Origin of the sequence: Streptomyces sp. JHA26 (genome assembly GCF_002005565.1) — a bacterium.
In the GTDB taxonomy this organism is placed as follows: domain Bacteria; phylum Actinomycetota; class Actinomycetes; order Streptomycetales; family Streptomycetaceae; genus Streptomyces.
Genome location: NZ_BDJC01000015.1, coordinates 110443 through 134749 on the forward strand (window position 1 = coordinate 110443; position 24307 = coordinate 134749).

Consider the following 24307-nt stretch of genomic DNA (forward strand, 5'->3'; position numbering starts at 1 on the left):
CACGGTGTGTGCAGAACTTTCTGTTCTCCACAGAGACCCCTGGTTGTCCACCGGCTCCGCCCACAGGACCCGTGGACAAAATTCCTGCTCTGACCTGTGCAAACGCGGTTATCCACCGTATCCACAGGCCCTACTACTACTCCCGACTAGAGAGAGAGCGGCATTCGTTTCGAAGCGGGGCCTGTGCACAACTCGCTCTCTCGAGCCCGACCGCCCCTCGTCACGACTTGACCCCGGAGGGCACCTACTGTCAGTGCGGTGCGTCAGACTGGTCCCCGGTGTTCTGCCCTGACCGGGGCCGGCGACACCGGGTCAGACGACGAAGGCGAAGCAGGGCGAGAAGCGCCGGCAACAGCAGGAGGCGGCAACAGTGAAGATCCGGGTGGAACGCGACGTACTCGCGGAGGCAGTGGCCTGGGCGGCACGCAGCCTCCCGGCCCGTCCGCCGGCGCCGGTCCTCGCGGGCCTGCTGCTGAAGGCCGAGGAGGGGCAGCTGAGCCTGTCCAGCTTCGACTACGAGGTGTCCGCGCGGGTGTCGGTGGAGGCCGAGGTCGAGGAGGAGGGCACGGTCCTCGTCTCCGGCCGGCTGCTCGCCGACATCTCCCGCGCCCTGCCCAACCGGCCGGTGGAGATTTCCACAGACGGTGTACGGGCGACGGTGGTCTGCGGTTCCTCGCGCTTCACCCTCCACACCCTGCCTGTGGAGGAGTACCCGGCCCTGCCGCAGATGCCGAACGCCACGGGCACCGTCCCCGGCGAGGTCTTCTCCGCGGCCGTGCAGCAGGTCGCCATCGCCGCCGGCCGTGACGACACGCTGCCCGTCCTCACCGGTGTGCGCATCGAGATCGAGGGCGACACGGTGACGCTGGCCTCCACCGACCGCTACCGCTTCGCGGTCCGCGAGTTCCTGTGGAAGCCGGAGAACCCGGAGGCCTCCGCGGTCGCCCTGGTGCCCGCCAAGACGCTGCTGGACACCGCCAAGGCGCTGACCAGCGGAGACCAGGTGATCCTGGCGCTGTCCGGCTCGGGTGCGGGCGAGGGTCTGATCGGTTTCGAGGGCGCGGGCCGCCGGACGACGACCCGTCTGCTGGAGGGCGACCTCCCGAAGTACAAGACGCTCTTCCCGACGGAGTTCAACAGCGTCGCCGTGATCGAGACCGCCCCCTTCGTGGAGGCCGTCAAGCGCGTGGCCCTGGTCGCCGAGCGCAACACTCCGGTGCGGCTCAGCTTCGAGCAGGGCGTGCTCATCCTGGAGGCCGGCTCCAGCGACGACGCACAGGCTGTGGAGAGGGTCGACGCCCAGCTGGAGGGCGACGACATCTCGATCGCCTTCAACCCGACGTTCCTGCTGGACGGTCTGAGCGCGATCGATTCCCCGGTGGCCCAGCTGTCCTTCACGACGTCCACGAAGCCGGCGTTGCTCAGCGGCAGGCCCGCGGTGGACGCCGAGGCGGACGAGGCCTACAAGTACCTGATCATGCCGGTGCGGCTGAGCGGCTGACGCCGTCCGGCTGTCCACAGGGTGAGGACGAAGTCCCGGCCGTGGGCGTACGCCTGAGCGCGTATGCCCACAGCTGTGCACGAGGGTCCGGGTTTAGGGTCGTACGCGGGTACGAAAGTGCCGCGGTACGCATCCGCCGGGTGCGGGCGTGCCGCCACGCCACCTCGCAGACCTAAGGAACGCAACTGATGGAGCTCGGTCTCGTCGGCCTCGGCAAGATGGGCGGCAACATGCGCGAGCGGATCCGCCGCGCGGGCCACACCGTCGTCGGATACGACCGCAATCCGGATCTCGCGGACGTCCACAGCCTGGAAGAGCTTGTGGGCAAGCTCAGCGCCCCCCGCGTGGTCTGGGTGATGGTCCCGGCCGGTGAGCCCACCCAGGCCACCGTCGATCGGCTGGGTGAACTGCTGGAGCCCGGCGACGTCGTCGTGGACGGCGGGAACTCCCGCTGGACGGACGACGAGAAGCACGCCGAGGAGCTGGCCGCCAAGGGCATCGGCTTCGTGGACTGCGGCGTCTCCGGCGGTGTCTGGGGACTGGAGAACGGCTACGCGCTGATGTACGGCGGCGACGCGGAGAACGTCGCCAAGGTGCAGCCGGTCTTCGACGCCCTCAAGCCGGAGGGCGACTTCGGTGCCGTGCACGCCGGCAAGGTGGGCGCGGGCCACTTCGCGAAGATGGTCCACAACGGCATCGAGTACGCGATGATGCAGGCCTACGCCGAGGGCTGGGAGCTGCTGGAGAAGGTCGACTCCGTGGAGAACGTCCGCGAGGTCTTCCGCTCCTGGCAGGAGGGCACGGTCATCCGCTCCTGGCTGCTGGACCTGGCGGTCAACGCCCTCGACGACGACGAGCACCTCGAGGGGCTGCGCGGTTACGCACAGGACTCCGGTGAGGGACGCTGGACGGTGGAGGCCGCGATCGACAACGCGGTGCCGCTGCCGGCGATCACGGCGTCGCTGTTCGCGCGGTTCGCGTCCCGGCAGGACGACTCGCCGCAGATGAAGATGATCGCCGCGCTGCGCAACCAGTTCGGCGGTCACGCGGTGGAGAAGAAGTAGGCAACACCCGAAGGTTGGGGAGGTCGGCGAACGACCATGCACGTCACGCATCTGTCGCTGGCCGACTTCCGCTCGTACGCCCGGGTCGAGGTCCCGTTGGACCCGGGCGTCACCGCCTTCGTCGGCCCCAACGGGCAGGGGAAGACGAATCTCGTCGAGGCGGTCGGCTACCTGGCCACCCTCGGCAGTCACCGGGTCTCCTCGGACGCGCCCCTGGTGCGCATGGGCGCGGACCGGGCGGTGATCCGGGCGCAGGTGCGGCAGGGCGAGCGGCAGCAACTGGTCGAGCTGGAGCTGAACCCGGGCAAGGCGAACCGGGCACGGATCAACAGGTCGTCGCAGGTCAGGCCACGTGATGTGCTGGGGATCGTGCGGACCGTGCTGTTCGCGCCCGAGGATCTCGCCCTGGTGAAGGGCGATCCGGGTGAGCGGCGCCGTTTCCTCGACGAGCTGATCACCGCCCGTTCCCCGCGCATGGCCGGGGTGCGCTCGGACTACGACCGGGTTCTCAAGCAGCGCAACACCCTGTTGAAGTCGGCCGCGCTCGCCCGCCGGCACGGTGGCCGCACGATGGACCTGTCGACGCTCGACGTGTGGGACCAGCACCTGGCGCGGGTGGGCGCCGAGCTGCTGGCGCAGCGTCTGGACCTGATCGCCGCGGTGCAGCCGCTGGCCGACAAGGCGTACGAGCAGCTGGCGCCGGGCGGAGGTCCGGTCCTGCTGGAGTACAAGCCGTCGGCGCCCGGTGAGGCGCACACGCGCGAGGACCTCTACGAGCAGCTGATGGCCGCGCTGGGCGAGGTCCGGAAGCAGGAGATCGAGCGGGGGGTCACGCTGGTCGGGCCCCACCGGGACGACCTGCTGCTGAAGCTCGGTCAGCTGCCCGCCAAGGGGTACGCCTCCCACGGCGAGTCGTGGTCGTACGCGCTGGCGTTGCGTCTGGCGTCGTTCGACCTGTTGCGGGCGGAGGGCAACGAGCCGGTGCTGGTGCTCGACGACGTCTTCGCCGAGCTGGACGCGCGTCGCCGGGAGCGGCTGGCCGAGCTGGTGGCGCCCGGGGAGCAGGTGCTGGTGACCGCCGCGGTGGACGACGACGTGCCGCACGTGCTGACGGGGGCGCGGTTCGCCGTGGCGGAGGGGACGGTGGAGCGCGTATGAGCGTGGACGGGCCGGTTCCCGGGAACTCCGGGGGCGATCGGGGCACGGGCGGCGGGACACCCGAGCCGTCCGGTGTGGACCTGGCGCGGGTGGCGTTGAGGGCCGCGCGGGAGGCGGCGCGTGCGCGGGGGGACGCGGCGCAGCAGAAGCGGCAGGCGCGTCGGGGCGGGCTGCGGTCCGGTGCGCGCGCCGACGGCCGTGATCCGATGGCGCTGGGTTCGGCGATCAACCGGCTGATCACGGAGCGCGGGTGGGAGACGCCGGCGGCGGTGGGCGGTGTGATGGGCCGCTGGCCGCAGATCGTGGGCGAGGACGTGGCCAAGCACTGTGTGCCGGAGCGGTACGACGAGGACGAGCGGGTGCTGGTCGTCCGGTGCGACTCGACGGCCTGGGCGACGAACCTGCGGCTGCTGGCCCCGACGCTGGTGGCCCGGCTCAACGAGGACCTCGGGCACGGTTCGGTGCGGGTGATCAAGGTGCTCGGTCCGGGTGGGCCGGGGAGCGGCGCGCGGCGTTACGGTCCGCTGCGTGCGCCGGGCAGCAGGGGGCCGGGGGACACCTACGGGTGACCTGTCCGCCCGCGTTGCGGGTTGGTGAGGTACATCACATTTTCGGGCTTCGGCGGGCGGTGCGGGTCGCCGGGGCCCGTTTCGTCGCGCCATCGCACACGGTTGCGAATCCCGTCCTGACTCCCAAGTAGCCAAGGGTTGGCACCTCGAAGCGCTGAGTGCCGTTGTGAGCCTCTTGAGGCCCCCTCCCGTATATCGGGAGTAGGACGAGCCTCGTTCAGGGCGGCACATGCGAACTCAGGCACCGGCAAACCCCCATCAGTGTCAGTGCTACCGGTAGAATGGAAGACAATCCCGCCCCGAACGTGGGGACCGTCCGGGACAAGCTGAGCAATGCTGATCAAGGCTTACCAACGCAACATGCCGCAGCCGCTCCGGCAACCCGCCGACGAGCCCGGCTCGTGCTGTGCCAGAAAGGGCGCTTCGTGGCCGATTCCGGCAACCCCAACGAGAACAACCCGTCCACCGACACCGGCCTGAACGACCCGGTGAGCACCGCCGAAGGCGAGGCTCCCGCCTCGTACGACGCCAGTGCCATCACCGTCCTCGAGGGCCTGGACGCGGTCCGCAAGCGACCTGGTATGTACATCGGCTCGACCGGTGAGCGCGGTCTGCACCACCTGGTGCAGGAGGTCGTGGACAACTCCGTCGACGAGGCGCTGGCCGGGTACGCGGACACGATCGACGTGACGATCCTCGCCGACGGCGGTGTCCGGGTCGTCGACAACGGCCGCGGCATCCCGGTGGGCATCGTCCCCTCCGAGGGCAAGCCGGCCGTCGAGGTCGTGCTGACCGTGCTGCACGCGGGCGGCAAGTTCGGCGGCGGCGGTTACGCGGTCTCCGGTGGTCTGCACGGTGTGGGCGTCTCCGTCGTCAACGCCCTCTCCACGAGGGTCGCCGTCGAGGTCAGGACCGACGGCTACCGCTGGACGCAGGAGTACAAGCTGGGCGTCCCCACGGCACCGCTCGCCCGGCACGAGGCCACCGAGGAGACCGGCACGTCGGTCACCTTCTGGGCCGACGGCGACATCTTCGAGACCACCGACTACTCCTTCGAGACGCTCTCCCGGCGCTTCCAGGAGATGGCCTTCCTCAACAAGGGCCTGAAGATCAACCTCACCGACGAGCGCGAGTCGGCGAAGGCCACGGCCGGTGCGGACGAGGCGGGCGAGGACGAGAAGCACGAGGTCAAGAGCGTCTCGTACCACTACGAGGGCGGCATCGTCGACTTCGTGACGTACCTCAACTCCCGCAAGGGAGAGCTGGTGCACCCCACCGTGATCGACCTCGACGCCGAGGACAAGGACAAGAACCTGTCCCTCGAGGTCGCGATGCAGTGGAACAGCGGCTACACCGAGGGCGTGTACTCCTTCGCCAACATCATCCACACGCACGAGGGCGGCACGCACGAGGAGGGCTTCCGCGCGGCGCTCACCTCGCTGATCAACAAGTACGCGCGCGACAAGAAGCTGCTGCGCGAGAAGGACGACAACCTCACGGGTGACGACATCCGCGAGGGTCTGACCGCGATCATCTCGGTGAAGCTGAGTGAGCCCCAGTTCGAGGGCCAGACCAAGACGAAGCTGGGCAACACCGAGGTGAAGACCTTCGTCCAGAAGGTCGTCTACGAGCACCTGACCGACTGGCTGGACCGCAATCCGAACGAGGCGGCGGACATCGTCCGCAAGGGCATCCAGGCGGCCACCGCGCGCGTGGCGGCGCGCAAGGCGCGCGACCTGACGCGCCGCAAGGGCCTGCTGGAGTCGGCGTCGCTGCCGGGCAAGCTGTCCGACTGCCAGTCGAACGACCCCACCAAGTGCGAGATCTTCATCGTCGAGGGTGACTCCGCCGGCGGTTCGGCCAAGTCCGGCCGCAACCCGCAGTACCAGGCGATCCTCCCGATCCGCGGCAAGATCCTCAACGTCGAGAAGGCGCGCATCGACCGGATCCTGCAGAACCAGGAGATCCAGGCGATGATCTCCGCGTTCGGCACGGGCGTGCACGAGGACTTCGACATCGAGAAGCTCCGCTACCACAAGATCATCCTGATGGCGGACGCCGACGTCGACGGCCAGCACATCAACACCCTGCTGCTGACCTTCCTGTTCCGCTTCATGCGGCCGCTGGTCGAGGCCGGGCACGTGTATCTGTCCCGCCCGCCGCTCTACAAGATCAAGTGGGGCCGGGACGACTTCGAGTACGCGTACTCGGACCGCGAGCGCGACGCGCTGATCGAGATGGGCCGCCAGGCCGGCAAGCGCATCCGCGAGGACTCCGTGCAGCGCTTCAAGGGCCTCGGCGAGATGAACGCCGAGGAACTGCGCATCACGACCATGGACCAGGAGCACCGCGTGCTCGGCCAGGTCACGCTCGACGACGCCGCGCAGGCCGACGACCTGTTCTCGGTGCTGATGGGCGAGGACGTCGAGGCCCGCCGCGCGTTCATCCAGCGCAACGCCAAGGACGTCCGCTTCCTCGACATCTGAGTCGGTCTCAGCTGACCGCACCAGGAAGGACCTTCACCAGCAATGACCGACGAGAACACCCCTGTGACGACGCCCGAGGGCGACGCCCTGGCGATGCGTGTCGAGCCCGTCGGGCTCGAGACGGAGATGCAGCGCTCGTACCTCGACTACGCGATGTCCGTCATCGTCTCGCGCGCGCTGCCCGACGTCCGTGACGGACTCAAGCCCGTGCACCGCCGGGTGCTGTACGCCATGTACGACGGCGGGTACCGGCCCGAGCGCGGCTTCTACAAGTGCGCCCGCGTCGTCGGCGACGTCATGGGCAACTACCACCCCCACGGCGACAGCTCCATCTACGACGCCCTGGTCCGCCTCGCCCAGCCCTGGTCGATGCGGATGCCGCTCGTCGACTCCAACGGCAACTTCGGCTCGCCGGGCAACGACCCGGCGGCGGCCATGCGCTACACCGAGTGCAAGATGGCGCCGCTGTCGATGGAGATGGTCCGCGACATCGACGAGGAGACCGTCGACTTCACGGACAACTACGACGGCCGTTCCCAGGAGCCGACCGTCCTGCCGGCCCGCTTCCCGAACCTGCTGATCAACGGTTCGGCCGGTATCGCGGTCGGCATGGCGACCAACATCCCGCCGCACAACCTGCGCGAGGTCGCGGCCGGTGCCCAGTGGTACCTGGAGAACTACGAGGCCTCTCACGAGGAGCTGCTGGACGCGCTGATCGAGCGGATCAAGGGCCCCGACTTCCCGACCGGCGCCCTGGTGGTGGGCCGCAAGGGCATCGAGGAGGCCTACCGCACCGGGCGCGGCTCGATCACCATGCGCGCGGTCGTCGAGGTCGAGGAGATCCAGAACCGCCAGTGCCTGGTGGTCACGGAGCTGCCGTACCAGACCAACCCCGACAACCTCGCGCAGAAGATCGCCGACCTGGTGAAGGACGGCAAGATCGGCGGCATCGCCGACGTCCGCGACGAGACGTCCTCGCGCACCGGACAGCGCCTGGTCATCGTGCTGAAGCGGGACGCGGTCGCCAAGGTCGTGCTGAACAACCTGTACAAGCACACCGACCTGCAGACCAACTTCGGCGCCAACATGCTGGCCCTGGTCGACGGCGTGCCGCGCACGCTCTCCCTGGACGCGTTCATCCGGCACTGGGTGAACCACCAGATCGAGGTCATCGTCCGGCGCACGAGGTTCCGGCTGCGCAAGGCCGAGGAGCGCGCCCACATCCTGCGCGGTCTGCTGAAGGCCCTGGACGCCATCGACGAGGTCATCGCCCTGATCCGGCGCAGCGACACCGTCGAGATCGCCCGCGGCGGCCTGATGGACCTCCTGGAGATCGACGAGATCCAGGCCAACGCCATCCTCGAGATGCAGCTGCGGCGACTGGCGGCCCTGGAGCGGCAGAAGATCGTCCAGGAGCACGACGAACTCCAGGCGAAGATCAACGAGTACAACGAGATCCTGGCCTCGCCGGTCCGTCAGCGCGGCATCGTCAGCGCCGAGCTGGCCGCGCTCGTCGAGAAGTACGGCGAGGACCGCAAGACCAAGCTGATCCCGTACGAGGGCGACATGTCCATCGAGGACCTGATCGCCGAAGAGGACATCGTCGTCACGGTCACGCGCGGTGGCTACATCAAGCGCACCAAGACCGACGACTACCGGGCGCAGAAGCGCGGCGGCAAGGGCGTACGGGGCGCGAAGCTCAAGGAAGACGACATCGTCAACCACTTCTTCGTGTCCACCACGCACCACTGGCTGCTGTTCTTCACCAACAAGGGCCGGGTCTACCGTGCGAAGGCGTACGAGCTGCCCGACGCCGGCCGGGACGCGCGCGGCCAGCACGTGGCGAACCTGTTGGCCTTCCAGCCGGACGAGTCCATCGCCGAGATCCTCGCGATCCGCGACTACGAGGCGGCGCCCTACCTGGTCCTGGCCACCAAGGCGGGCCTGGTGAAGAAGACGTCGCTGAAGGACTACGATTCCCCGCGCTCGGGCGGCGTGATCGCCATCAACCTGCGCGAGCAGGAGGACGGTTCCGACGACGAACTGATCGGTGCCGAACTCGTCTCCGCCGACGACGACCTGCTGCTGATCAGCAAGAAGGCACAGTCGATCAGGTTCACCGCGTCGGACGACACGCTGCGTCCGATGGGCCGGGCCACCTCGGGCGTCAAGGGCATGAGTTTCCGCGAAGGGGACGAACTGCTCTCGATGAATGTTGTTCGAGCCGGTACGTTCGTGTTCACTGCCACCGACGGCGGATACGCGAAGCGGACCTCCGTCGACGAGTACCGCGTCCAGGGCCGTGGCGGCCTCGGCATCAAGGCTGCCAAGATCGTCGAGGACCGCGGAACGCTCGTGGGCGCGCTGGTGGTCGAGGAGAGCGACGAGATCCTCGCCATCACACTCTCGGGCGGTGTGATTCGTACGCGAGTCAGCGAAGTCAGGGAGACGGGCCGTGACACCATGGGCGTCCAACTGATCAATCTGGGCAAGCGCGATGCCGTCGTGGGTATCGCGCGCAACGCCGAGGCGGGACGCGAGGCGGAGGAGGTCGACGGCGATGTCGTCGTCGACGAGACCGCCGAGGGTGCCGAGACCACCGGCACGGACGAGGGTGAGGTGCCCTCGGCCGAGTAGCACGAGGAGAGAGTCATCGTGAGCGGAGCCACGGGCGCCGGATCGGCCAGTACCCCGAGGGGTACGGAGACGGACGGCGGCCGTGGCTCCGCCGCGCGTGCGACGGATCCGCACACGACTCAGCTGCGCAAGATCGACGACGGCGCGACCGGCTCGCACGCGTCTGACACGCATGGATCCCAGGGGGGAACTGTGACGGACACCAGAGGCCCGCAGACCCGGCAGTCGGCCTCGCCGCTGCCAGGGGAGCGGCAGCCCCAGCAGCCCGGCGGGCCGTACCACCCGCCGCAGGCCTACCAGACCCAGGGCGGCAACCCGTCCGCCGCCCGCCGCCCGCGGACCGGCGCGCGCACCACGCCCCGCGTCCGCAAGGCACGGCTGCGCGTGGCCAAGGCCGACCCGTGGTCGGTGATGAAGGTCAGCTTCCTGCTCTCCATCGCGCTCGGCATCTGCACGATCGTGGCCGCCGCCGTGCTGTGGATGGTCATGGACGCCATGGGCGTCTTCTCGACGGTCGGCGGCACGATCTCCGAGGCCACCGGATCGAACGAGTCCAACGGCTTCGACCTGCAGTCGTTCCTGTCGCTGCCCAACGTGCTGATGTTCACGACGATCATCGCGGTGATCGACGTGGTCCTCGCGACGGCGCTCGCCACGCTCGGCGCGTTCATCTACAACCTGTCCGCCGGCTTCGTCGGCGGGGTCGAGCTGACGCTCGCCGAGGACGAGTGACCGGTGCGGGCGGTCCCGGGCCAACCGATTTTGGGACTGCCCGCCTCGTGCGCTAATCTTCAGGAGTCAGCGCGCGGGACACACCCCGCAAAGCGCGGCGGGGCTATAGCTCAGTTGGTTAGAGCGCATCCCTGATAAGGATGAGGCCACAGGTTCAAATCCTGTTAGCCCCACAGTGAAGAGACCCCCAGCCGATATCGGCTGGGGGTCTTCGACGTTCATGTGCCTACGCGCGCCCGTATGCGGGTGGGGCCGAAGGACATGAGCCGATCGCCGCATGGAGCGGTCCGTGGACGGCGTGTGCGGGAGGCCCCCTCTCCCGTCCTGCGCTGGAGTCGGGCAGAGCCGAGCAGACGTGCCCCGGGGCGTCCAGGCCGTTCGTACAGTGGCGCGCTCCCCCGGTCACCCGTTCGGCCCAATGGTCCCTGCGGGACGCGGGGCCCCGGAAATGGACTCCACCGTGCTTCGGAAGGGGCTGTGGCGCCTGCCGGGGTTGCGCGCCTCTCCGGAATCACGCGATATGGGTAAAAGACCCATTCTCTCGGGTCATCCAAGGAGGAACTATGCGTCGCGTGACTATCAGTGCTCTCCTGACCGCCGCCCTCCTCGCGGGACCCGCTGCGGTCACCGCGGAGGCGCAGACGCCGGTGGCGGCCCAGACGGCCACCGTGCAGGCCGCCCAGAGCCAAGCGCAGGATGACGACAACAAGGACGACGACGACGGGGGATGGGGTCTTTGGGGTCTCGTCGGTCTGCTGGGTCTGCTCGGTCTCATTCCTCGTCGGCGTAAGACGCACGACACGACAACCCGTCGCGGCACGGGGACCGGTGGCGCGTACCCGAACGATCGTCTTTGAGCCGGACGCCCGTCAGGACCGTCCTCCTGGCCCACATCGGTGTCCGGCGCCCACAGGGGGTGTACGGAGCCGGTCGACGGCGTGTCCCCCGTGCACCGCTCTCACCGGCGTGGCCCAGGTGGAGCGGCGTCGACGAGCGCCTGCGGTGCTGGAACCGACCGGGGTAGGGGGACGGTAGGGGGAAGTGGGTGCACGCGGCGACGGCCCGGCTGCTCTGTCGAGCGGCCGGGCCGTTTCTCGCGTGCGGTGCGTACGCAATACGCCGTGACGTCAGGGTCGGATGGCGGGGGCGCGGCGCGCCGGACCGCTCAGCGCTGGAGTGGAACGGTACGCTGCCGGGCCGAGACGTCGGCGGTGTCGCACGGGGCGCCGGTGGCCGGCAGGGTCGTGGGGGCCGACGCCGCGTCCGCGAGCGGGCGGTGCCGGCAACTGGGGGCCTTGCCGTGGGCCTCGGCGTGGATGCGCTGCTTCATCGTGGGGGGCAGGGCTCCGGCTCGGGACCACGACCAGGGTGCTGCCGCCGCCGGCTGCGCCGGATCGGGCGCGGACTCGGTGTTGCGGTGCGTCTCGGTGTGCGGTACGGCCGCCGAGGCGGTGGTCGTGGCGAATCCGAGCGCCGTGCACAGCGCGAGGAAGGCGGTGACGATGGCGGTCCACAGCTTCATGACCTTGTTCCGGGCCATGGCCCCTCACTTTCGGGTCGGGCGATTTGCGTACTTTCCTCATGATGTGTATGAGGGCCGCGAAGTGGTGGACCGACGCCCGTGGCGCGGCGTTGTTCAGATGAACACCACCCGTACGGCCGCAAGCGGGCCGAAAAAGTGCGGAAGCGGGAGGAGCCCGGACGGAAGTCACCGTCCGTGAGGGTGTGACCACCCTCCGATCGGAACAGCTCGGTCCGTACCTACTCGGTTCCGGCGGCGGGCAGTTGAGGGCCGACTCAGGTCACCGATCGGTATCGGCCGGTGTGTATAGTCGGGCGCCAGAGGTCCCCTACGTCAAGGAAAGACGAGGTAGCGCGGTGAAGAAGCTTCTCCTGGTCGCACTGGCCGCCATCGGCGGGCTCCTCGTGTACCGCCAGATCCAGGCGGATCGCGCCGAGCAGGATCTGTGGACGGAGGCGACCGACTCCGTGCCCACGGGTTCGTGAGGACGACCGACATCCGGTCCTGAGCAGACCCCGGCCGTCGGTACGGTCGGGGTTTTGTGTTGCCCGGACGGGGGGCGGAGGCCACCGGTCGCGCGGCAGGATGGGCCACGGTCCGTGCGGCGGCGAGCGCGAGGGGTGGCGGCTGATGGTGCGGTGGTGCAGGGCCCGGTGGCGAGCCGGGTCGGGACACGGTCGCCCGCCGGTGCCGGTGCGTCCGGCCGTCGTGGCGGCGGTGCTGGCCGCCACCGCCGCCGTCCTGCCGGGCGGTACGGCCCTGGCGGCCGGTACGCCGGGCGGCTACGCCTTCGCCGAGGACGCCCGCCGGGTCGACGGCGCGAGCGGCACCGCGGACGCCCCGGCCCTCGAACCCGGCACGACGTACCGCAGCTCCCTGCCGAGGACCGGTACGCTCCACTACCGGCTCGAACTCGACGCCGCCTCGGACACGTACGTCTCCGCCACCGCCGTCCCCGACGAGGGCGACGAGCTCACCGCGGTCGACGGCATCCGGCTGTCCGTGCAGGATGCCGACGGCGGCACCTGCTCGTCGGACAGCGCGAGTTTCGGTGCCGCCCGCAGCCCCCGCCCGGTCACGGCCTGGGGCGTGCGCGCGATCTCCACCGGCGGGACGCGCTGCCAGGAGCCCGGCACCTACTACGTCACCGTCGAGCGGTCACGGCCCCAGGACTCCCCACCGGAACCCTGGGAGCTGGAGCTCACCGCCGTCACCGAGCCACGCCCGGCACGCACCGGCGCCACGCGGGCGCCCGAGGCATGGAACTCCGCCTCGCCCGCACCCCTCACGGGCGAGCCCGAACGCCTCCGGGGCGGCGGCGGCTTCGCCCGGGCCACCCGCATCGGCCAGGGAGCCTGGCGCGACGACATCCGGCCCGGACAGACCCTCTTCTACAAGGTGCCCGTCGACTGGGGCCGGCAACTGTACGCGGCCGCCGAACTCGGCAGTACCGACAGCGGTTCCGGCTACGCCACCGGCGCGCTGCGCCTGGCCCTGCACAACCCCGTGCGCGGCGAGGTCGTCGACGCCGCCAAGGGGTACACCGGCCGTCAGGTCACGGCCGCCCTCGCTCCCGTGCCACCGGTGGCGTACGCCAACCGGTACGCCGTCGACGACCGGGTCACCGGCATGCGGTTCGCCGGTGACCACTACCTCGTGGTGCACCTCGCGGCCCAGGTGGCCGACGACTTCGGTGAGGGCCCGTTCCCGCTGGTGCTGCGCCTGCGGTACGGAGGGACGGCGCAGGCCGGGCCCGGGTACGCGGGGAGGTCCGTGCCCGACGGCGTCTTCGAGGTCCCGGCCCACGACCGGCAGACGGCGTCGGCGGGCGCGACGGCGCGGGACGACGGCACCGCCATGACGGTGCTCGCGGTGGGCGGGATCGGTGCCGGCAGCGCCCTGCTGGCGGGGCTCGGCGTGTGGACGGCCGTGGCCCGGCGCCGAGCCGTCTGACGGGCCCCGGCGGATACACGCCTCAGATACGGGCCAGCGCCCAGAAACCCACCGCGTAACAGGCCAGCGCGAGCAGCAGCAGCGGAACCGCCACCCGGGCCGGGGGGCCGGGACGACGGCGCCGCACCGCACGGTGCTGGGGGGACCCCGCGGGGGCCGGGGGAGCCTCCGGGGGCTGCGCGGGCCACGGGGTCCGCACGGTCTGGGCGGTGTACGCGGCGGTGGGCCCGTCGGCGCGTCGCCACGGCTGCGGTGCGGGGTTCCGCGAGAGGGGCGGGGGCGCGTACGGGGACTGGTGCCGCGGGTCCGGGACATCGGGCCGCGGCCGTGCCGGCGGGGGAGCCGGCGGTGCGGGTGCGGGCCGCAGCGGGGGTCCGGACGCCGGGGCGGGGACGGGGTCCGACGTGGCGGCGGTCCGCGGGGGCGGCAGGGGGAAGCTCCCGGTGTCCGACACGCCGGGCCCCCGGACGGGTCCGGGGGCCGGTCCGGGTTCGCACGGCGGTGGTGCCGACGGTGGCGCCGGCGGTGGCGTCGGCGTACTGTCCGGGGCCTGTGCCGGGGTGGTGGGCCGCCGCGGATCCGTCGGTACGTCGACCGCTCCGGCGGCCGGGCGCAGCGGTCCGTCGGGGCCGAATCCCGGTGGCAGCGGGCCGATCTGGTCGAAGACCTCGATCAGTTCGTCGTCGGGACCCGGCTGCGGCAGCAGCTCCGCGGCCGCGGCCAGCGCCTTGCGGGCCCCGGTGGCGGTGCGGAACCTCGCCCCCGGGTCCGGCTGCAACAACGCGGCCACGACCTGCCACAGCGGCTCGGGAATCCCCTGCGGAGGCGGCGGCGTGCCGTGCTCCGCGAAGTACCGCACGAGCGCCTTGGCGTCCGGCTTGGCGCCCTCCAGCAGATACAGGGCCACCAGTCCCACGGCGAACAGGTCCGCGGCGAAGTCCGGTTCCGCGCCCATCATCTGCTCCGGCGCGAGGTAACCGGGCGTTCCCACCACCAGATCGGTCTCCGTCAGCCGGGGGTCCCCCAGCCGCATGGCGATGCCGAAGTCGGACAGCCGGAGCCGGGGCCGCCCCCTGCCGGTGGCTTCGAGCAGCACGTTGGCGGGCTTGACGTCGCGGTGCACGACATCCTCTGCGTGCACCGCCGCCAGACCCGCCAGGAGCTGGTCCAGCAGGGTGCACACGAAACCCGGCGGCAGCGGTCCGTAGTCCCCGACCAGGTGGACGAGCGAACCGCCCGTGACGAGATCCATGGTGAACAGGACCTGGTCGTCGTCGGCGGCCCAACTGGCCGGGGCGAGCACATGGGGATGGTCGATCCGCAGCGCCTGCTCACGCACGAAGCGCAGCAGCGCGTGGGCGTCCCTCTGCTGCAGCACCTTGGCGGCCACATAGCGCCGGCGACGGTGGTCCCAGGCGCGCCAGACGGCACCCGCCCCTCCGCGGCCGATCGGATCGACCAGCTCGTACCGGCCGGCGAAGACCTCACCCATGACCGTGTGCCGCTCCTCCCCCTCGCGCCGCTCCCCACGGGGCCGGCCGTCGAGCCCTTCGCCGGCCGGGCCCCGGGGGGTCAGTTCTGGTGCGACTGGTAGTGCGCGACCGCGTCGGAGGTGCGGCCCGCGCCGTACACCCGCAGGAACTCCGCCAGCTCCGGGTGGGACGGGGAGAGGGCGTCCGCGGCGTCGATTATGTCGCCGGCGGCCGCCACCGAACGCAGCAGCGACTGGATCTCACGGACCACCCGCTTGACCGTGGGGGCTCCCGAACCACTCGTCGTCTGCGTGGTGTTGCTGAGCACCGAGCCCCCCTGCGACTTCTTGATCTCGTCCATGCGCTCGGCGGCCTCGGCCGCGCTCACACTGCCGTCCGCCACCTGTCCCGCCAGCTCCTGCAGCAACTGCACCCGCTGCACCACCGCCGGGTTGCCGATCTTCGCCCGCTGACCGCTCATGAGCTGCGACAGCATCGGCGCGGACAGTCCCAGCACCCCCGCCAGACGCGCCTGGTTGAGACCGAGGTCGTCGATAAGCCTGCGGAAGAGCGCCCCCAGTGGCTCCCCGTACCAGTTCCGCTGCAGTTCCCGCGCTCTCGCGGTGGCTTCCTGCTGTGCGGCGTCCATTGCGTCTCCCCATCGCTTCCCCAAAAACCGCAGTTCGCTCCAGCGAACCACGCCGAGCATCTTACGGAGCGTGGTCGTTCGCCGGGAGCCCCAATCATTTGTGAGATACGGGGGGCGACCCGGTACTCTTGTCTGCGGCGCCCGCCGGTACGCGGATCCTCCGGCCGGACGTCTCCTCCGGGGCCTTAGCTCAGTTGGTAGAGCGCTGTCTTTGCATGGCAGATGTCAGGGGTTCGACTCCCCTAGGCTCCACCCCCGAAAGCCCGTCCGACCTGCGCGAACGCCAGAGCGGACGGGTTTTTCGCGTCAGCGTCGTCACCCACCGTGCGCAGCGGGTCGCCGACCGGCGCGGCCCGGGGCGCTGCCCCCGCGCTCGCGACCGTCTTCCGCCGCCGGCCCCGCACACGGCTCCCACCCTCGGCCCCGGCGCGCGGAGGACCACCAAACCCTGCTCCCGAAAGGGAAACTGACGGATCGGCAACGGCCGCAGAACCCTGTGATCCGGCGGGAAGGAGTGTGTGCGGGGCCACCGATCGGAACCCGGGTGGCGCTGTCTGCTCTTGATATCGTCACCCCAGAAGGCACCAGCGCCACACCCCTGCGGGGCGGTGCCAAGCGGCGCACCGCCGCCGGAGCCGTCCGGTCGCTGCCGACGAGGTGAAAGGGGTAGAGCATGCGGGCAAAAGTACGGGCCGCTCTCGACGCGCTGTACATGAAGCGGCTGCTCAGGGAGTTGGAGGGACGCCCACGCCCCCAGCACATCGGCATCATGCTGGACGGCAACCGCCGATGGGCCAAGGAATCAGGCATCGAGGACCCCCGAGAGGGTTACCGGGCCGGCGGCGCGAAGGTGCTGGACTTCCTGCGCTGGTGCGACTCCGCCGAGATCGAGCACGTCACCCTCTACATGCTCTCCGACGACAACCTGCACCGGCCCGAGGACCAGCTCACCCCCCTGATCGACATCATCGCCGAGGTGGTGGAGCAGCTGGCCGCGCCCGGCAACCCCTGGCGCGTCGAGGTCGTCGGAGCCCTCGACCTCCTCCCGGCCGAGTCCGCGAGCCGGCTGAAGACCGCCACCGCGGCCACCCAGGGGCGCCAGGGCGGGACCAAGGTGGACGTCGCCGTGGGGTACGGAGGTCGCCGGGAGATCGTCGACGCCGTCCGTTCCGCCCTGATGGAGCACAGCGCCCGGGGCGGGGACATCGACGAGTTCATCGAGACCTTCACCATGGAGCACATCTCCAAGCACCTGTACTCCAAGGCGCGGTCCGAGTCCGACCTCATCATCCGCACCTCCGGGGAGCAGAGGCTGTCCGGCTTCCTCCTGTGGCAGTCTGCGTACGCCGAGATGTACTTCTGCGAGACCTACTGGCCGGACTTCCGAGAGATCGACTTCCTGCGCGCCCTGCGCTCCTACTCCCTGCGCGAACGCCGCTACGGCCGCTGAACCGTCCCACGTTCCACGTGAAACATCGCTGCGGGGCGGGAGACCCGGAGGTCTCCCGCCCCGCAGCGATGCACAGAGGTGGCGTACCCGCCCGTCCCGGAAGCGGTCAGCGCGGCTCGTCACCGTCGTCGGTGACCTCGTCCTCGGCCTGCTTGGCCTGCACCTCGGGGTCGAGGACCGAGCCGCCGGTACCGTCCACCGACGTCAGCCGGCTGTTCTCGGGAACCTCCGTCGCCTCGGGCGGCTCCACCAGCCAGTCCGGGTTGGCCTGCTTGTCCCACCACTTCCAGGCCGCGAAGGCGCCGCCCGCGACGGCTCCCGCCACCATCAGGATCTTGACGACACGGCCGGTCCTCGCCCGCCGCTCGCGGCTGCGGGCCAGCTTCTGGATCTCCTCGGCCGAGACCTGACCCCGCAGCGCGGCCAGCGCGGCGGCACCACGTGCGGCGGCCTCGTCCCGGACGGGTCCGGCCGCGGCCACCGCCTGCTCGATCACCGGTCGGGAGTAGTCGGCCGCCTGCCGGGCGGCCATACGCGTACGGACCGCGGCCTCGTGAGCGGCCTGGTCCATCTTCGGCGGCACGTACGTACGGGCCTGCTCCAGACGAGGCGCGACATGCGTGCCGTACTGGAGCCGGGCCTGGCACGCGGCCTGCGACACCTTGGGCGCCAGCCGTACGCGCGCCTCCTGTGCGTAGTGGGCGGCCCTGTCCTTGGCCGTGTCGGCGTAGGGCGCCACCACTTCCGCGGCGTGCAGCACGCTGTCCTTCGCCGAACCGGTCGCGGCGCGCACGCTGTCGATGCGGGTCACGGGTTCCTCCTCCTCGGTGGCGTACGGTAATTCGACTTTCCACCCTTTTACGGATCATGCCTGCCGACGCACAGCCAGGCATGTGAGGGCGAGCATCCGGGTCACGGGCGATGACGTCGGGCCCTCCGGGGCACGGGGTACCGAAGATGCGACCAAAAGACGATCAACGGCAACAACGGATGAATACCGGGCAACAAGAGCCTGTCGTCGACAATGCCACGGATCGGACCCCCGCGCGCGCAACCCGGGCGTACCCACCCGGATTCCCCCGAGCGCCCACCCGGCCGCAGCCCGAACCGGCAGCCGGGCGACGCGCGCCGCGGACCGTGCGAGGATCGGGGAGCACGACAAGACGACGGAAGGCACATCGTGGCCGAGCAGCTCTACGCCACCCTGAAGACCAGCCACGGCGACATCGAGGTCCGGCTCCTGCCGAACCACGCCCCCAGAACGGTCAGGAACTTCGTCGAGCTCGCCCGGGGCGAGCGTGAGTGGACCAACCCCGAGACCGGGGAGAAGACCACGGACAAGCTCTACGACGGCACCGTCTTCCACCGGGTGATCAGCGGCTTCATGATCCAGGGCGGAGACCCGCTGGGCAACGGCACCGGTGGCCCCGGCTACAAGTTCGAGGACGAGTTCCACCCCGACCTCGCCTTCGACAAGCCCTACCTCCTGGCCATGGCCAACGCCGGGCCGGGAACCAACGGCTCGCAGTTCTTCATCACCGTCTCCCCGACCACGTGGCTGACCCGCAAGCACACGATCTTCGGTGAGGTCACCGACCCGGCCAGCCGGAAGGTCGTCGACGCCATCGCCACCACGGAGACCAACCCCCGCACCGACCGCCCCGTGAACGACGTCGTCATCGAGTCGGTCGTCGTCGAGACCCGGCAGAGCTGACCACCGGCGCTTCCCGGCGGTCTCGCCGGTGTGTCCCAAGGGAACCAAATGCCCTGCTCGTCCGTAAGGAAGAGCGGGGCCGCGCGCCTCTCGGACACGGACGGACAAGGGAGGGGATTCCCATGGACCAGTCACCCAACGGCCCACAGGGCCCGGACGGTCAGACCACCCCGCCCTCTCCGGGCCTGCCCGGCTGCTACCGCCACCCCGACCGCGAGACCGGCATCCGCTGCACCCGCTGCGAACGCCCCATCTGCCCCGACTGCATGGTCAACGCCTCCGTCGGTTTCCACTGCCCCGACTGCGCCCGCGGCGGCACCGGCATCGGGCCCGCCCCCGCGGCCTCCCGGCCCCGCACTCTCGCCGGCGGCAGTGTCGTCGCGGACCCTCATCTCGTCACCAAGATCCTCATCGGCATCAACCTGGCGGTGTTCATCGCCGTCCGCGCCAGGACCTCGCTCCTCGGCGACCTCGTCCTGATCGGGCAGTGGCCGCCCGCCCCCTTCGCGCCGACCGAAGGAGTCGCGGAGGGCGAGTGGTACCGCATGGTGACCTCCGTCTTCACCCACCAGGAGTTCTGGCACATCGGCTTCAACATGCTCGGACTCTGGTGGCTCGGCGGCCCCCTCGAAGCGGCCCTCGGCAGGGTCCGCTACCTCGCGCTCTATCTCGCCTCCGGTCTGGCCGGCAGTGCCCTCACCTACCTGCTCGCGGCACCGACCACGGCCTCGCTCGGCGCCTCCGGCGCCATCTTCGGCCTCTTCGGGGCGACCGGCGCCCTCGTCCGCCGGCTCGACGCCGACATGCGGCCGGTCATCGCCCTGCTGGTGATCAACCTGATCTTCACCTTCGGCTGGCGCGACATCGCCTGGCAGGCCCACATCGGCGGTCTCGTCGCCGGTGCCGTCATCGGCTACGCCATGCTCCACGCCCCCCGCGAACGGCGCACGCTCGTGCAGTACGGCACCTGTGCACTGGTCCTCGTGGCCGTCGTCGTCGTGACCCTGGTGAGAACCGCCCAACTCACCTGAGCGGTTTGTTGTCCACAGGCGGTACCGATCCCTGTGCACAGCGTGCGGGAACAGGTGTGCCCCCTGTCACTGAACCGTGTTTCCGCAGGTCAGGCAGGGGGCGAACGTGTTTTTGGTTTCTGGTACTTCTGTCACACCGGTGGCAGTGCCCGACGGTTATCCACAGATCGTCGTTTCCTTGTCCCCATCATGTGGACAGGACCTGTGGATAACTCGGTGGACAGCCCTGGGGAGAACTACTTCCACTGCGTGGAGACACCGAATCCGGCGGCGATGAAACCGAATCCCACCACGATGTTCCAGTTGCCCAGTGAGTCGATGGGCAGCGACCCGTCGGTGACGTAGAAGACAACGATCCAGGCGAGGCCGATGACGAACATGGCCAGCATGACCGGCGCGACCCAGCCGCGGTTGGTCAGCTTGACGGCGGTCGCCTGCTTCGCGGGCGGCGGCGTGTAGTCGGCCTTCTTGCGGATACGTGACTTCGGCACGAGGGTCTCTCCTGTCGATGCGCTGCGTGGCCGCGCAGGGAACGGTTCGGGCTCGGGGACGGCGTGCAAGGGGACTCTGAGCGCTCCCCCGGGCGTCCGTTAGCGTAGTGCTTCCGCGGCGCCGAAGGAGATAAGGGTACGTTGAGCAATTCTGCCGACTCCCCCGGGACCGTATCCAGTCCTGCCCGCAGGCGCCGATTCCGGCCCGTGCGCGTGCTCACGGCGGCCGTCTTCGCTCTCGCGGGCCTCATTTTCTTCACCAGCTTCGACACCGCCAAAGGCACCAATATCCGCACGGACGCCTCTTTGCTGAAATTGTCCGACCTCATCCAGGAACGCAGCCGCAAGAACGGCGAGCTGGACGAGTCCAACGCGGTCCTGCGGAACGACGTCGAAGCCCTCGCCGAACGCGACGACGGAAGCACGAAGGCGGAGGACGACAAGCTCGCGGCGCTGGAGGAGAAGGCGGGCACGCAGGAGTTGAAGGGCGAGGCGATCTCGGTCACGCTCGACGACGCGCCGCCGGACGCCACCGCCAGGCTCCCCGGATACCCCGAGCCGCAGCCCGACTACCTGGTGATCCACCAGCAGGACCTGCAGGCGGTGGTGAACGCGCTGTGGCAGGGCGGTGCCGAGGGCATCAAGGTGATGGACCAGCGGCTGATCTCCACCAGCGCGGTGCGGTGCGTGGGCAACACGCTCATCCTCCAGGGGCGCGTCTACTCGCCGCCGTACAGGATCCAGGCGGTCGGGGACCCGGAGCGGCTGAAGAAGGCGCTGGCCGAGTCGCCGGCGATCCAGAACTACATGGTGTACGTCAACGTGTACGGGCTCGGCTGGAAGGTCGAGGACCAGGGGACGGTGACGCTGCCGGGCTACTCGGGCACCGTGGACCTGCACTACGCCCGGCCTGTGGAGTGACGCCGTTCCCGGGGTCTCCGCGCCGCTAGTCTGGTGACGTACGGCGTGAGTCTGGAGCCGTGGTGCGACGGAAGGGACGGCATGTACGGCTGGATCTGGCGGCATCTGCCGGGGAACGCGTGGGTGAGGGCGCTGATCTCGCTCGTGCTCGTGGTGGCCGTGGTCTACGTCCTGTTCCAGTACGTCTTCCCATGGGCCGAGCCGCTGATTCCCTTCAACGATGTGACGGTGGACAACCAGTGAGTGCGCGCATCCTCGTCGTCGACAACTACGACAGCTTCGTCTTCAACCTGGTCCAGTACCTGTACCAGCTGGGTGCCGAGTGCGAGGTGGTGCGCAACGACGAGGTGTCCACGGGGCACGCCCAGGACGGTTTCGACGGGGTGCTGCTGTCGCCGGGGCCGGGTGCGCCGGAGCAGGCGGGTGTGTGCGTCGAGATGGTGCGGCACTGTGCGGCGACCGGGGTGCCGGTCTTCGGTGTCTGTCTCGGCATGCAGTCGATGCAGGTGGCGTACGGCGGTGTGGTGGGCCGGGCGCCCGAGTTGCTGCACGGGAAGACGTCGGCGGTGGAGCACGGGGGCCAGGGCGTCTTCGCGGGCCTCCCGTCGCCGTTCACGGCGACGCGGTACCACTCGCTGGCCGCCGAGCCGGAGACCGTGCCGGCCGAGCTGGAGGTGACGGCCCGCACGCGCGACGGGATCGTGATGGGGCTGCGGCACCGGGAACTGCCCGTCGAGGGCGTGCAGTTCCATCCGGAGTCGGTGCTGACCGAGCACGGGCACCGGATGCTGGCCAACTGGCTGGTGGAGTGCGGGGACCAGGGCGCGGTGGCGAGGGCGGCGGGGCTCGCCCCGGTGGTGGGCAGGGCCACGGCGTGACCGCGCTGCGCCCCGAACGCGAGTCCGGCGCGGCCGGTGACCAGGGGGCCTCGTACGGGCAGTCGTACGGGAGTTCCGGTGCGTTCGGGGACGGCGGGTTCCGGGGCGGTGCGTTCGGGGACGGCGGGTTCCGGGGCGGTGCGTTCGGGGGCGGCCGGCACGAGGAGCGCTTCCCGGGCGAGGGGGTGTACGAGGAGACGTACGCGCCGGTCCCCGACGACGAGACCGTGGCGTTGCGGGTCCCGGACCCGCCCCCGGTGCGCACGGAGGGCGCTTCCCCCGCCGTGACGGACGGGCCGCCGCCGGGTGGTGGCCGTGCGGCCCGCAGGAAGGCCGCCAGGAGGCGCCACGGGCGTCGCGGAGGTGCTCGGCCGTCGTCGGGCACGCAGGAGACCGCCGAGGCGTCCAGGGCGCCGCTGACGCGTGTGGAGGCCCGTCGTCAGGCCCGGGCGCGCAAGCCGGGTGCCGCGGTGATCGCCAGCCGTGCGATAGGCGAACTCTTCATCACGACCGGCGTGTTGATGCTGCTGTTCGTCACCTACCAGTTGTGGTGGACGAACGTGCGGGCGCACGCGCAGGCCGACAAGGCGGCTAGCAACCTCCAGGACGACTGGGCGAGCGGCAAGCGGAACCCGGGGGCCTTCGAGCCGGGCCAGGGCTTCGCGATCCTGCACATCCCGAAGCTGGACGTGGTCGTGCCGATCGCCGAGGGCGTCAGCAACGAGAAGGTGCTGGACCGGGGCATGGTGGGGCACTACGCCGAGGACCCGCTGAAGACGGCGATGCCGGAGGCGAAGAGCGGCAACTTCGGGCTGGCGGGCCACCGCAACACCCACGGCGAGCCGTTCCGGTACATCAACAGGCTGAAGCCCGGCGACCCGATCGTCGTCGAGACGCAGGACCGGTACTTCGTCTACAAGATGTCGTCGATCCTGCCGGTGACGTCGCCGAGCAACACCGGCGTCCTCGATCCGGTGCCCCGGCAGTCGGGGTTCACGGGCCCCGGGCGCTACATCACGCTGACCACGTGCACCCCGGAGTTCACGAGCAAGTACCGGATGATCGTCTGGGGCAAGATGGTCGAGGAACGGCCGCGCAGCAAGGGCAAGCCGGATGCGCTCGTCAATTAAGGGCAGATGACCAGTGGCAGCGACCACCGACACGGATCACGAAGAGCACACCGACGCGTCCGGCCTGCAGCCGTCCGCGGCACGCCGCCGTCGCGGCCCGCGGCGGACGGTGGCGCTGGTCGTCAGCGTCCTCGGTGAACTCCTCATCACGGCGGGCCTGGTGCTGGGCCTGTTCGTCGTCTACTCGCTGTGGTGGACGAACGTCGTCGCCGACCGCGCGGCCGGCAGACAGGCCGACGAGGTCCGTGACAACTGGGCCCACCAGAGGGTCGGTCAGGACGGGCCGGGGGCGCTGGACACCAAGGCGGGCATCGGCTTCCTGCACGTGCCCGCGATGGGCAAGGGCGACATCCTGGTGGAGAAGGGCACCTCGATGAAGGTGCTCAACGACGGCGTGGCCGGCTACTACACCGAGCCGGTGAAGTCGGAGCTCCCCACGTCGGGCAAGGAGGGCAACTTCGCGCTGGCGGCCCACCGGGACGGGCACGGGGCGAAGTTCCACAACATCGACAAGATCGAGAAGGGTGACCCGATCGTCTTCGAGACGAAGGACACCTGGTACGTGTACAAGGTCTACGGCATCCTCCCGGAGACCTCGAAGTACAACGTGAAGGTGCTCGGCGCGGTGCCCGAGGAGTCCGGGAGGACGAAGGCGGGGCACTACATCACGCTGACGACCTGCACGCCGGTCTACACGAGCCGGTACCGGTACGTGGTGTGGGGCGAGCTGGTGCGGACGGAGAAGGTGGACGGGGAGCGGACCCCGCCGGAGGAACTGCGCTGACCGGCCCCCTCCGAAAGGCCCGTCACCTGACCCGAGAGGCCCGGAGCCGCGACTTCTCCTCGCGGCTCCGGGCCTCTCGGGTGTCCGCCGCAGCGCCTCGGATGCGTGACCGACGTCGCCGGGGGGCGACGGAGAGGTTTTCCACAGGCTGTGTGCGCGCCGGGC

At 70.1% G+C, this 24307-nt stretch carries 23 protein-coding genes and 2 tRNA genes; 20 read left to right on the forward strand and 5 right to left on the reverse strand.

Annotated elements, in window-relative coordinates:
- Positions 1–370: 370 nt before the first annotated feature.
- The 9 genes from dnaN to JHAT_RS12540 all read left to right on the forward strand — a co-directional run bounded on the left by dnaN (position 371) and on the right by JHAT_RS12540 (position 11004).
- Positions 371–1501 carry a DNA polymerase III subunit beta gene (gene dnaN, locus JHAT_RS12500; protein WP_077798183.1) on the forward strand — a complete coding sequence of 377 codons (1131 nt, stop codon included), beginning with the start codon at positions 371–373 and terminating at the stop codon, positions 1499–1501.
- Between the two features lie 188 nt (positions 1502–1689).
- Positions 1690–2565, forward strand: a complete 876-nt coding sequence (gnd, locus tag JHAT_RS12505) for a phosphogluconate dehydrogenase (NAD(+)-dependent, decarboxylating) (RefSeq protein ID WP_077798184.1) — start codon at positions 1690–1692, stop codon at positions 2563–2565.
- 36 nt (positions 2566–2601) lie between these two features.
- Complete coding sequence (gene recF / locus JHAT_RS12510; protein WP_077798185.1) at positions 2602–3723, forward strand: DNA replication/repair protein RecF; 1122 nt, start codon at positions 2602–2604, stop codon at positions 3721–3723.
- Complete coding sequence (locus JHAT_RS12515) at positions 3720–4292, forward strand: DUF721 domain-containing protein (protein WP_077798186.1); 573 nt, start codon at positions 3720–3722, stop codon at positions 4290–4292. The genes recF and JHAT_RS12515 overlap by 4 nt, the downstream gene beginning before the upstream one ends.
- Before the next feature lie 425 nt (positions 4293–4717).
- Positions 4718–6778 (forward strand): DNA topoisomerase (ATP-hydrolyzing) subunit B, encoded by a 2061-nt coding sequence (gyrB, locus tag JHAT_RS12520; RefSeq protein ID WP_171990857.1) that lies wholly within the window; start codon positions 4718–4720, stop codon positions 6776–6778.
- Between the two features lie 42 nt (positions 6779–6820).
- Positions 6821–9415 (forward strand): DNA gyrase subunit A, encoded by a 2595-nt coding sequence (gene gyrA / locus JHAT_RS12525; RefSeq protein WP_077798188.1) that lies wholly within the window; start codon positions 6821–6823, stop codon positions 9413–9415.
- Positions 9416–9433: 18 nt separating this feature from the next.
- On the forward strand, positions 9434–10147 hold the full coding sequence (locus JHAT_RS12530) for a DUF3566 domain-containing protein (RefSeq protein ID WP_107481913.1): 714 nt from the start codon (positions 9434–9436) through the stop codon (positions 10145–10147).
- 99 nt (positions 10148–10246) lie between these two features.
- Positions 10247–10320, forward strand: a tRNA-Ile gene (locus JHAT_RS12535).
- Positions 10321–10710: 390 nt separating this feature from the next.
- Positions 10711–11004 carry a WGxxGxxG family protein gene (locus JHAT_RS12540; protein ID WP_077798190.1) on the forward strand — a complete coding sequence of 98 codons (294 nt, stop codon included), beginning with the start codon at positions 10711–10713 and terminating at the stop codon, positions 11002–11004.
- Positions 11005–11312: 308 nt separating this feature from the next.
- Here JHAT_RS12540 and JHAT_RS12545 read toward each other — a convergent pair whose 3' ends face one another.
- Complete coding sequence (locus tag JHAT_RS12545) at positions 11313–11687, reverse strand: DUF6344 domain-containing protein (RefSeq protein WP_077798191.1); 375 nt, start codon at positions 11685–11687, stop codon at positions 11313–11315.
- 338 nt (positions 11688–12025) lie between these two features.
- On the opposite strand from JHAT_RS12545, the gene JHAT_RS34980 reads away from it, so the two are divergent.
- Together JHAT_RS34980 and JHAT_RS12555 are read left to right on the forward strand one after the other, a co-directional pair.
- Positions 12026–12154 carry a DLW-39 family protein gene (locus JHAT_RS34980; RefSeq protein WP_003999697.1) on the forward strand — a complete coding sequence of 43 codons (129 nt, stop codon included), beginning with the start codon at positions 12026–12028 and terminating at the stop codon, positions 12152–12154.
- Between the two features lie 145 nt (positions 12155–12299).
- Entirely contained in the window at positions 12300–13622 is a 1323-nt protein-coding gene (locus JHAT_RS12555) for a hypothetical protein (RefSeq protein ID WP_077798215.1), read from the forward strand.
- Positions 13623–13644: 22 nt separating this feature from the next.
- On the opposite strand, the gene JHAT_RS12560 is transcribed toward JHAT_RS12555, so the two are convergent.
- Positions 13645–15114 (reverse strand): serine/threonine-protein kinase, encoded by a 1470-nt coding sequence (locus JHAT_RS12560; protein ID WP_077798193.1) that lies wholly within the window; start codon positions 15112–15114, stop codon positions 13645–13647.
- Between the two features lie 80 nt (positions 15115–15194).
- Positions 15195–15743: a DNA-binding protein gene (locus tag JHAT_RS12565; RefSeq protein ID WP_077798194.1), complete on the reverse strand. Its 549-nt coding sequence runs from the start codon at positions 15741–15743 to the stop codon at positions 15195–15197.
- A gap of 179 nt (positions 15744–15922) precedes the next feature.
- Here JHAT_RS12565 and JHAT_RS12570 point away from each other — a divergent pair.
- Positions 15923–15995, forward strand: a tRNA-Ala gene (locus tag JHAT_RS12570).
- Positions 15996–16416: 421 nt separating this feature from the next.
- Entirely contained in the window at positions 16417–17193 is a 777-nt protein-coding gene (locus JHAT_RS12575; RefSeq protein WP_077798195.1) for an isoprenyl transferase, read from the forward strand.
- 106 nt (positions 17194–17299) lie between these two features.
- On the opposite strand, the gene JHAT_RS12580 is transcribed toward JHAT_RS12575, so the two are convergent.
- Positions 17300–18004, reverse strand: coding sequence for a DUF5324 family protein (locus tag JHAT_RS12580; protein ID WP_077798196.1), 705 nt, complete (start codon positions 18002–18004; stop codon positions 17300–17302).
- A 369-nt stretch (positions 18005–18373) separates the two neighbouring features.
- Between JHAT_RS12580 and JHAT_RS12585 the strand changes: the two genes are divergently transcribed.
- Both JHAT_RS12585 and JHAT_RS12590 read left to right on the forward strand, forming a co-directional pair.
- Positions 18374–18907, forward strand: a complete 534-nt coding sequence (locus JHAT_RS12585) for a peptidylprolyl isomerase (RefSeq protein ID WP_077798197.1) — start codon at positions 18374–18376, stop codon at positions 18905–18907.
- A 122-nt stretch (positions 18908–19029) separates the two neighbouring features.
- The gene (locus JHAT_RS12590) at positions 19030–19938 is read left to right on the forward strand and encodes a rhomboid family intramembrane serine protease (RefSeq protein WP_077798198.1); all 909 of its coding nucleotides are present in this window, start codon (positions 19030–19032) and stop codon (positions 19936–19938) included.
- Between the two features lie 236 nt (positions 19939–20174).
- On the opposite strand, the gene crgA is transcribed toward JHAT_RS12590, so the two are convergent.
- Positions 20175–20429 carry a cell division protein CrgA gene (gene crgA, locus JHAT_RS12595; RefSeq protein WP_077798199.1) on the reverse strand — a complete coding sequence of 85 codons (255 nt, stop codon included), beginning with the start codon at positions 20427–20429 and terminating at the stop codon, positions 20175–20177.
- A gap of 141 nt (positions 20430–20570) precedes the next feature.
- Between crgA and JHAT_RS12600 the strand changes: the two genes are divergently transcribed.
- From JHAT_RS12600 to JHAT_RS12620, 5 genes are read left to right on the forward strand one after another with little or no spacing between them, the layout of a single operon-like run.
- The gene (locus tag JHAT_RS12600; protein ID WP_171990858.1) at positions 20571–21350 is read left to right on the forward strand and encodes a DUF881 domain-containing protein; all 780 of its coding nucleotides are present in this window, start codon (positions 20571–20573) and stop codon (positions 21348–21350) included.
- Between the two features lie 45 nt (positions 21351–21395).
- Complete coding sequence (locus JHAT_RS12605; protein ID WP_171990852.1) at positions 21396–21593, forward strand: hypothetical protein; 198 nt, start codon at positions 21396–21398, stop codon at positions 21591–21593.
- Positions 21590–22228: an aminodeoxychorismate/anthranilate synthase component II gene (locus JHAT_RS12610; RefSeq protein WP_077798202.1), complete on the forward strand. Its 639-nt coding sequence runs from the start codon at positions 21590–21592 to the stop codon at positions 22226–22228. Before JHAT_RS12605 ends, JHAT_RS12610 begins: the two co-directional genes overlap by 4 nt.
- Entirely contained in the window at positions 22225–23358 is a 1134-nt protein-coding gene (locus tag JHAT_RS12615) for a class E sortase (RefSeq protein ID WP_077798203.1), read from the forward strand. The genes JHAT_RS12610 and JHAT_RS12615 overlap by 4 nt, the downstream gene beginning before the upstream one ends.
- A gap of 13 nt (positions 23359–23371) precedes the next feature.
- Complete coding sequence (locus JHAT_RS12620; RefSeq protein WP_077798204.1) at positions 23372–24142, forward strand: class E sortase; 771 nt, start codon at positions 23372–23374, stop codon at positions 24140–24142.
- Positions 24143–24307: the final 165 nt, after the last annotated feature.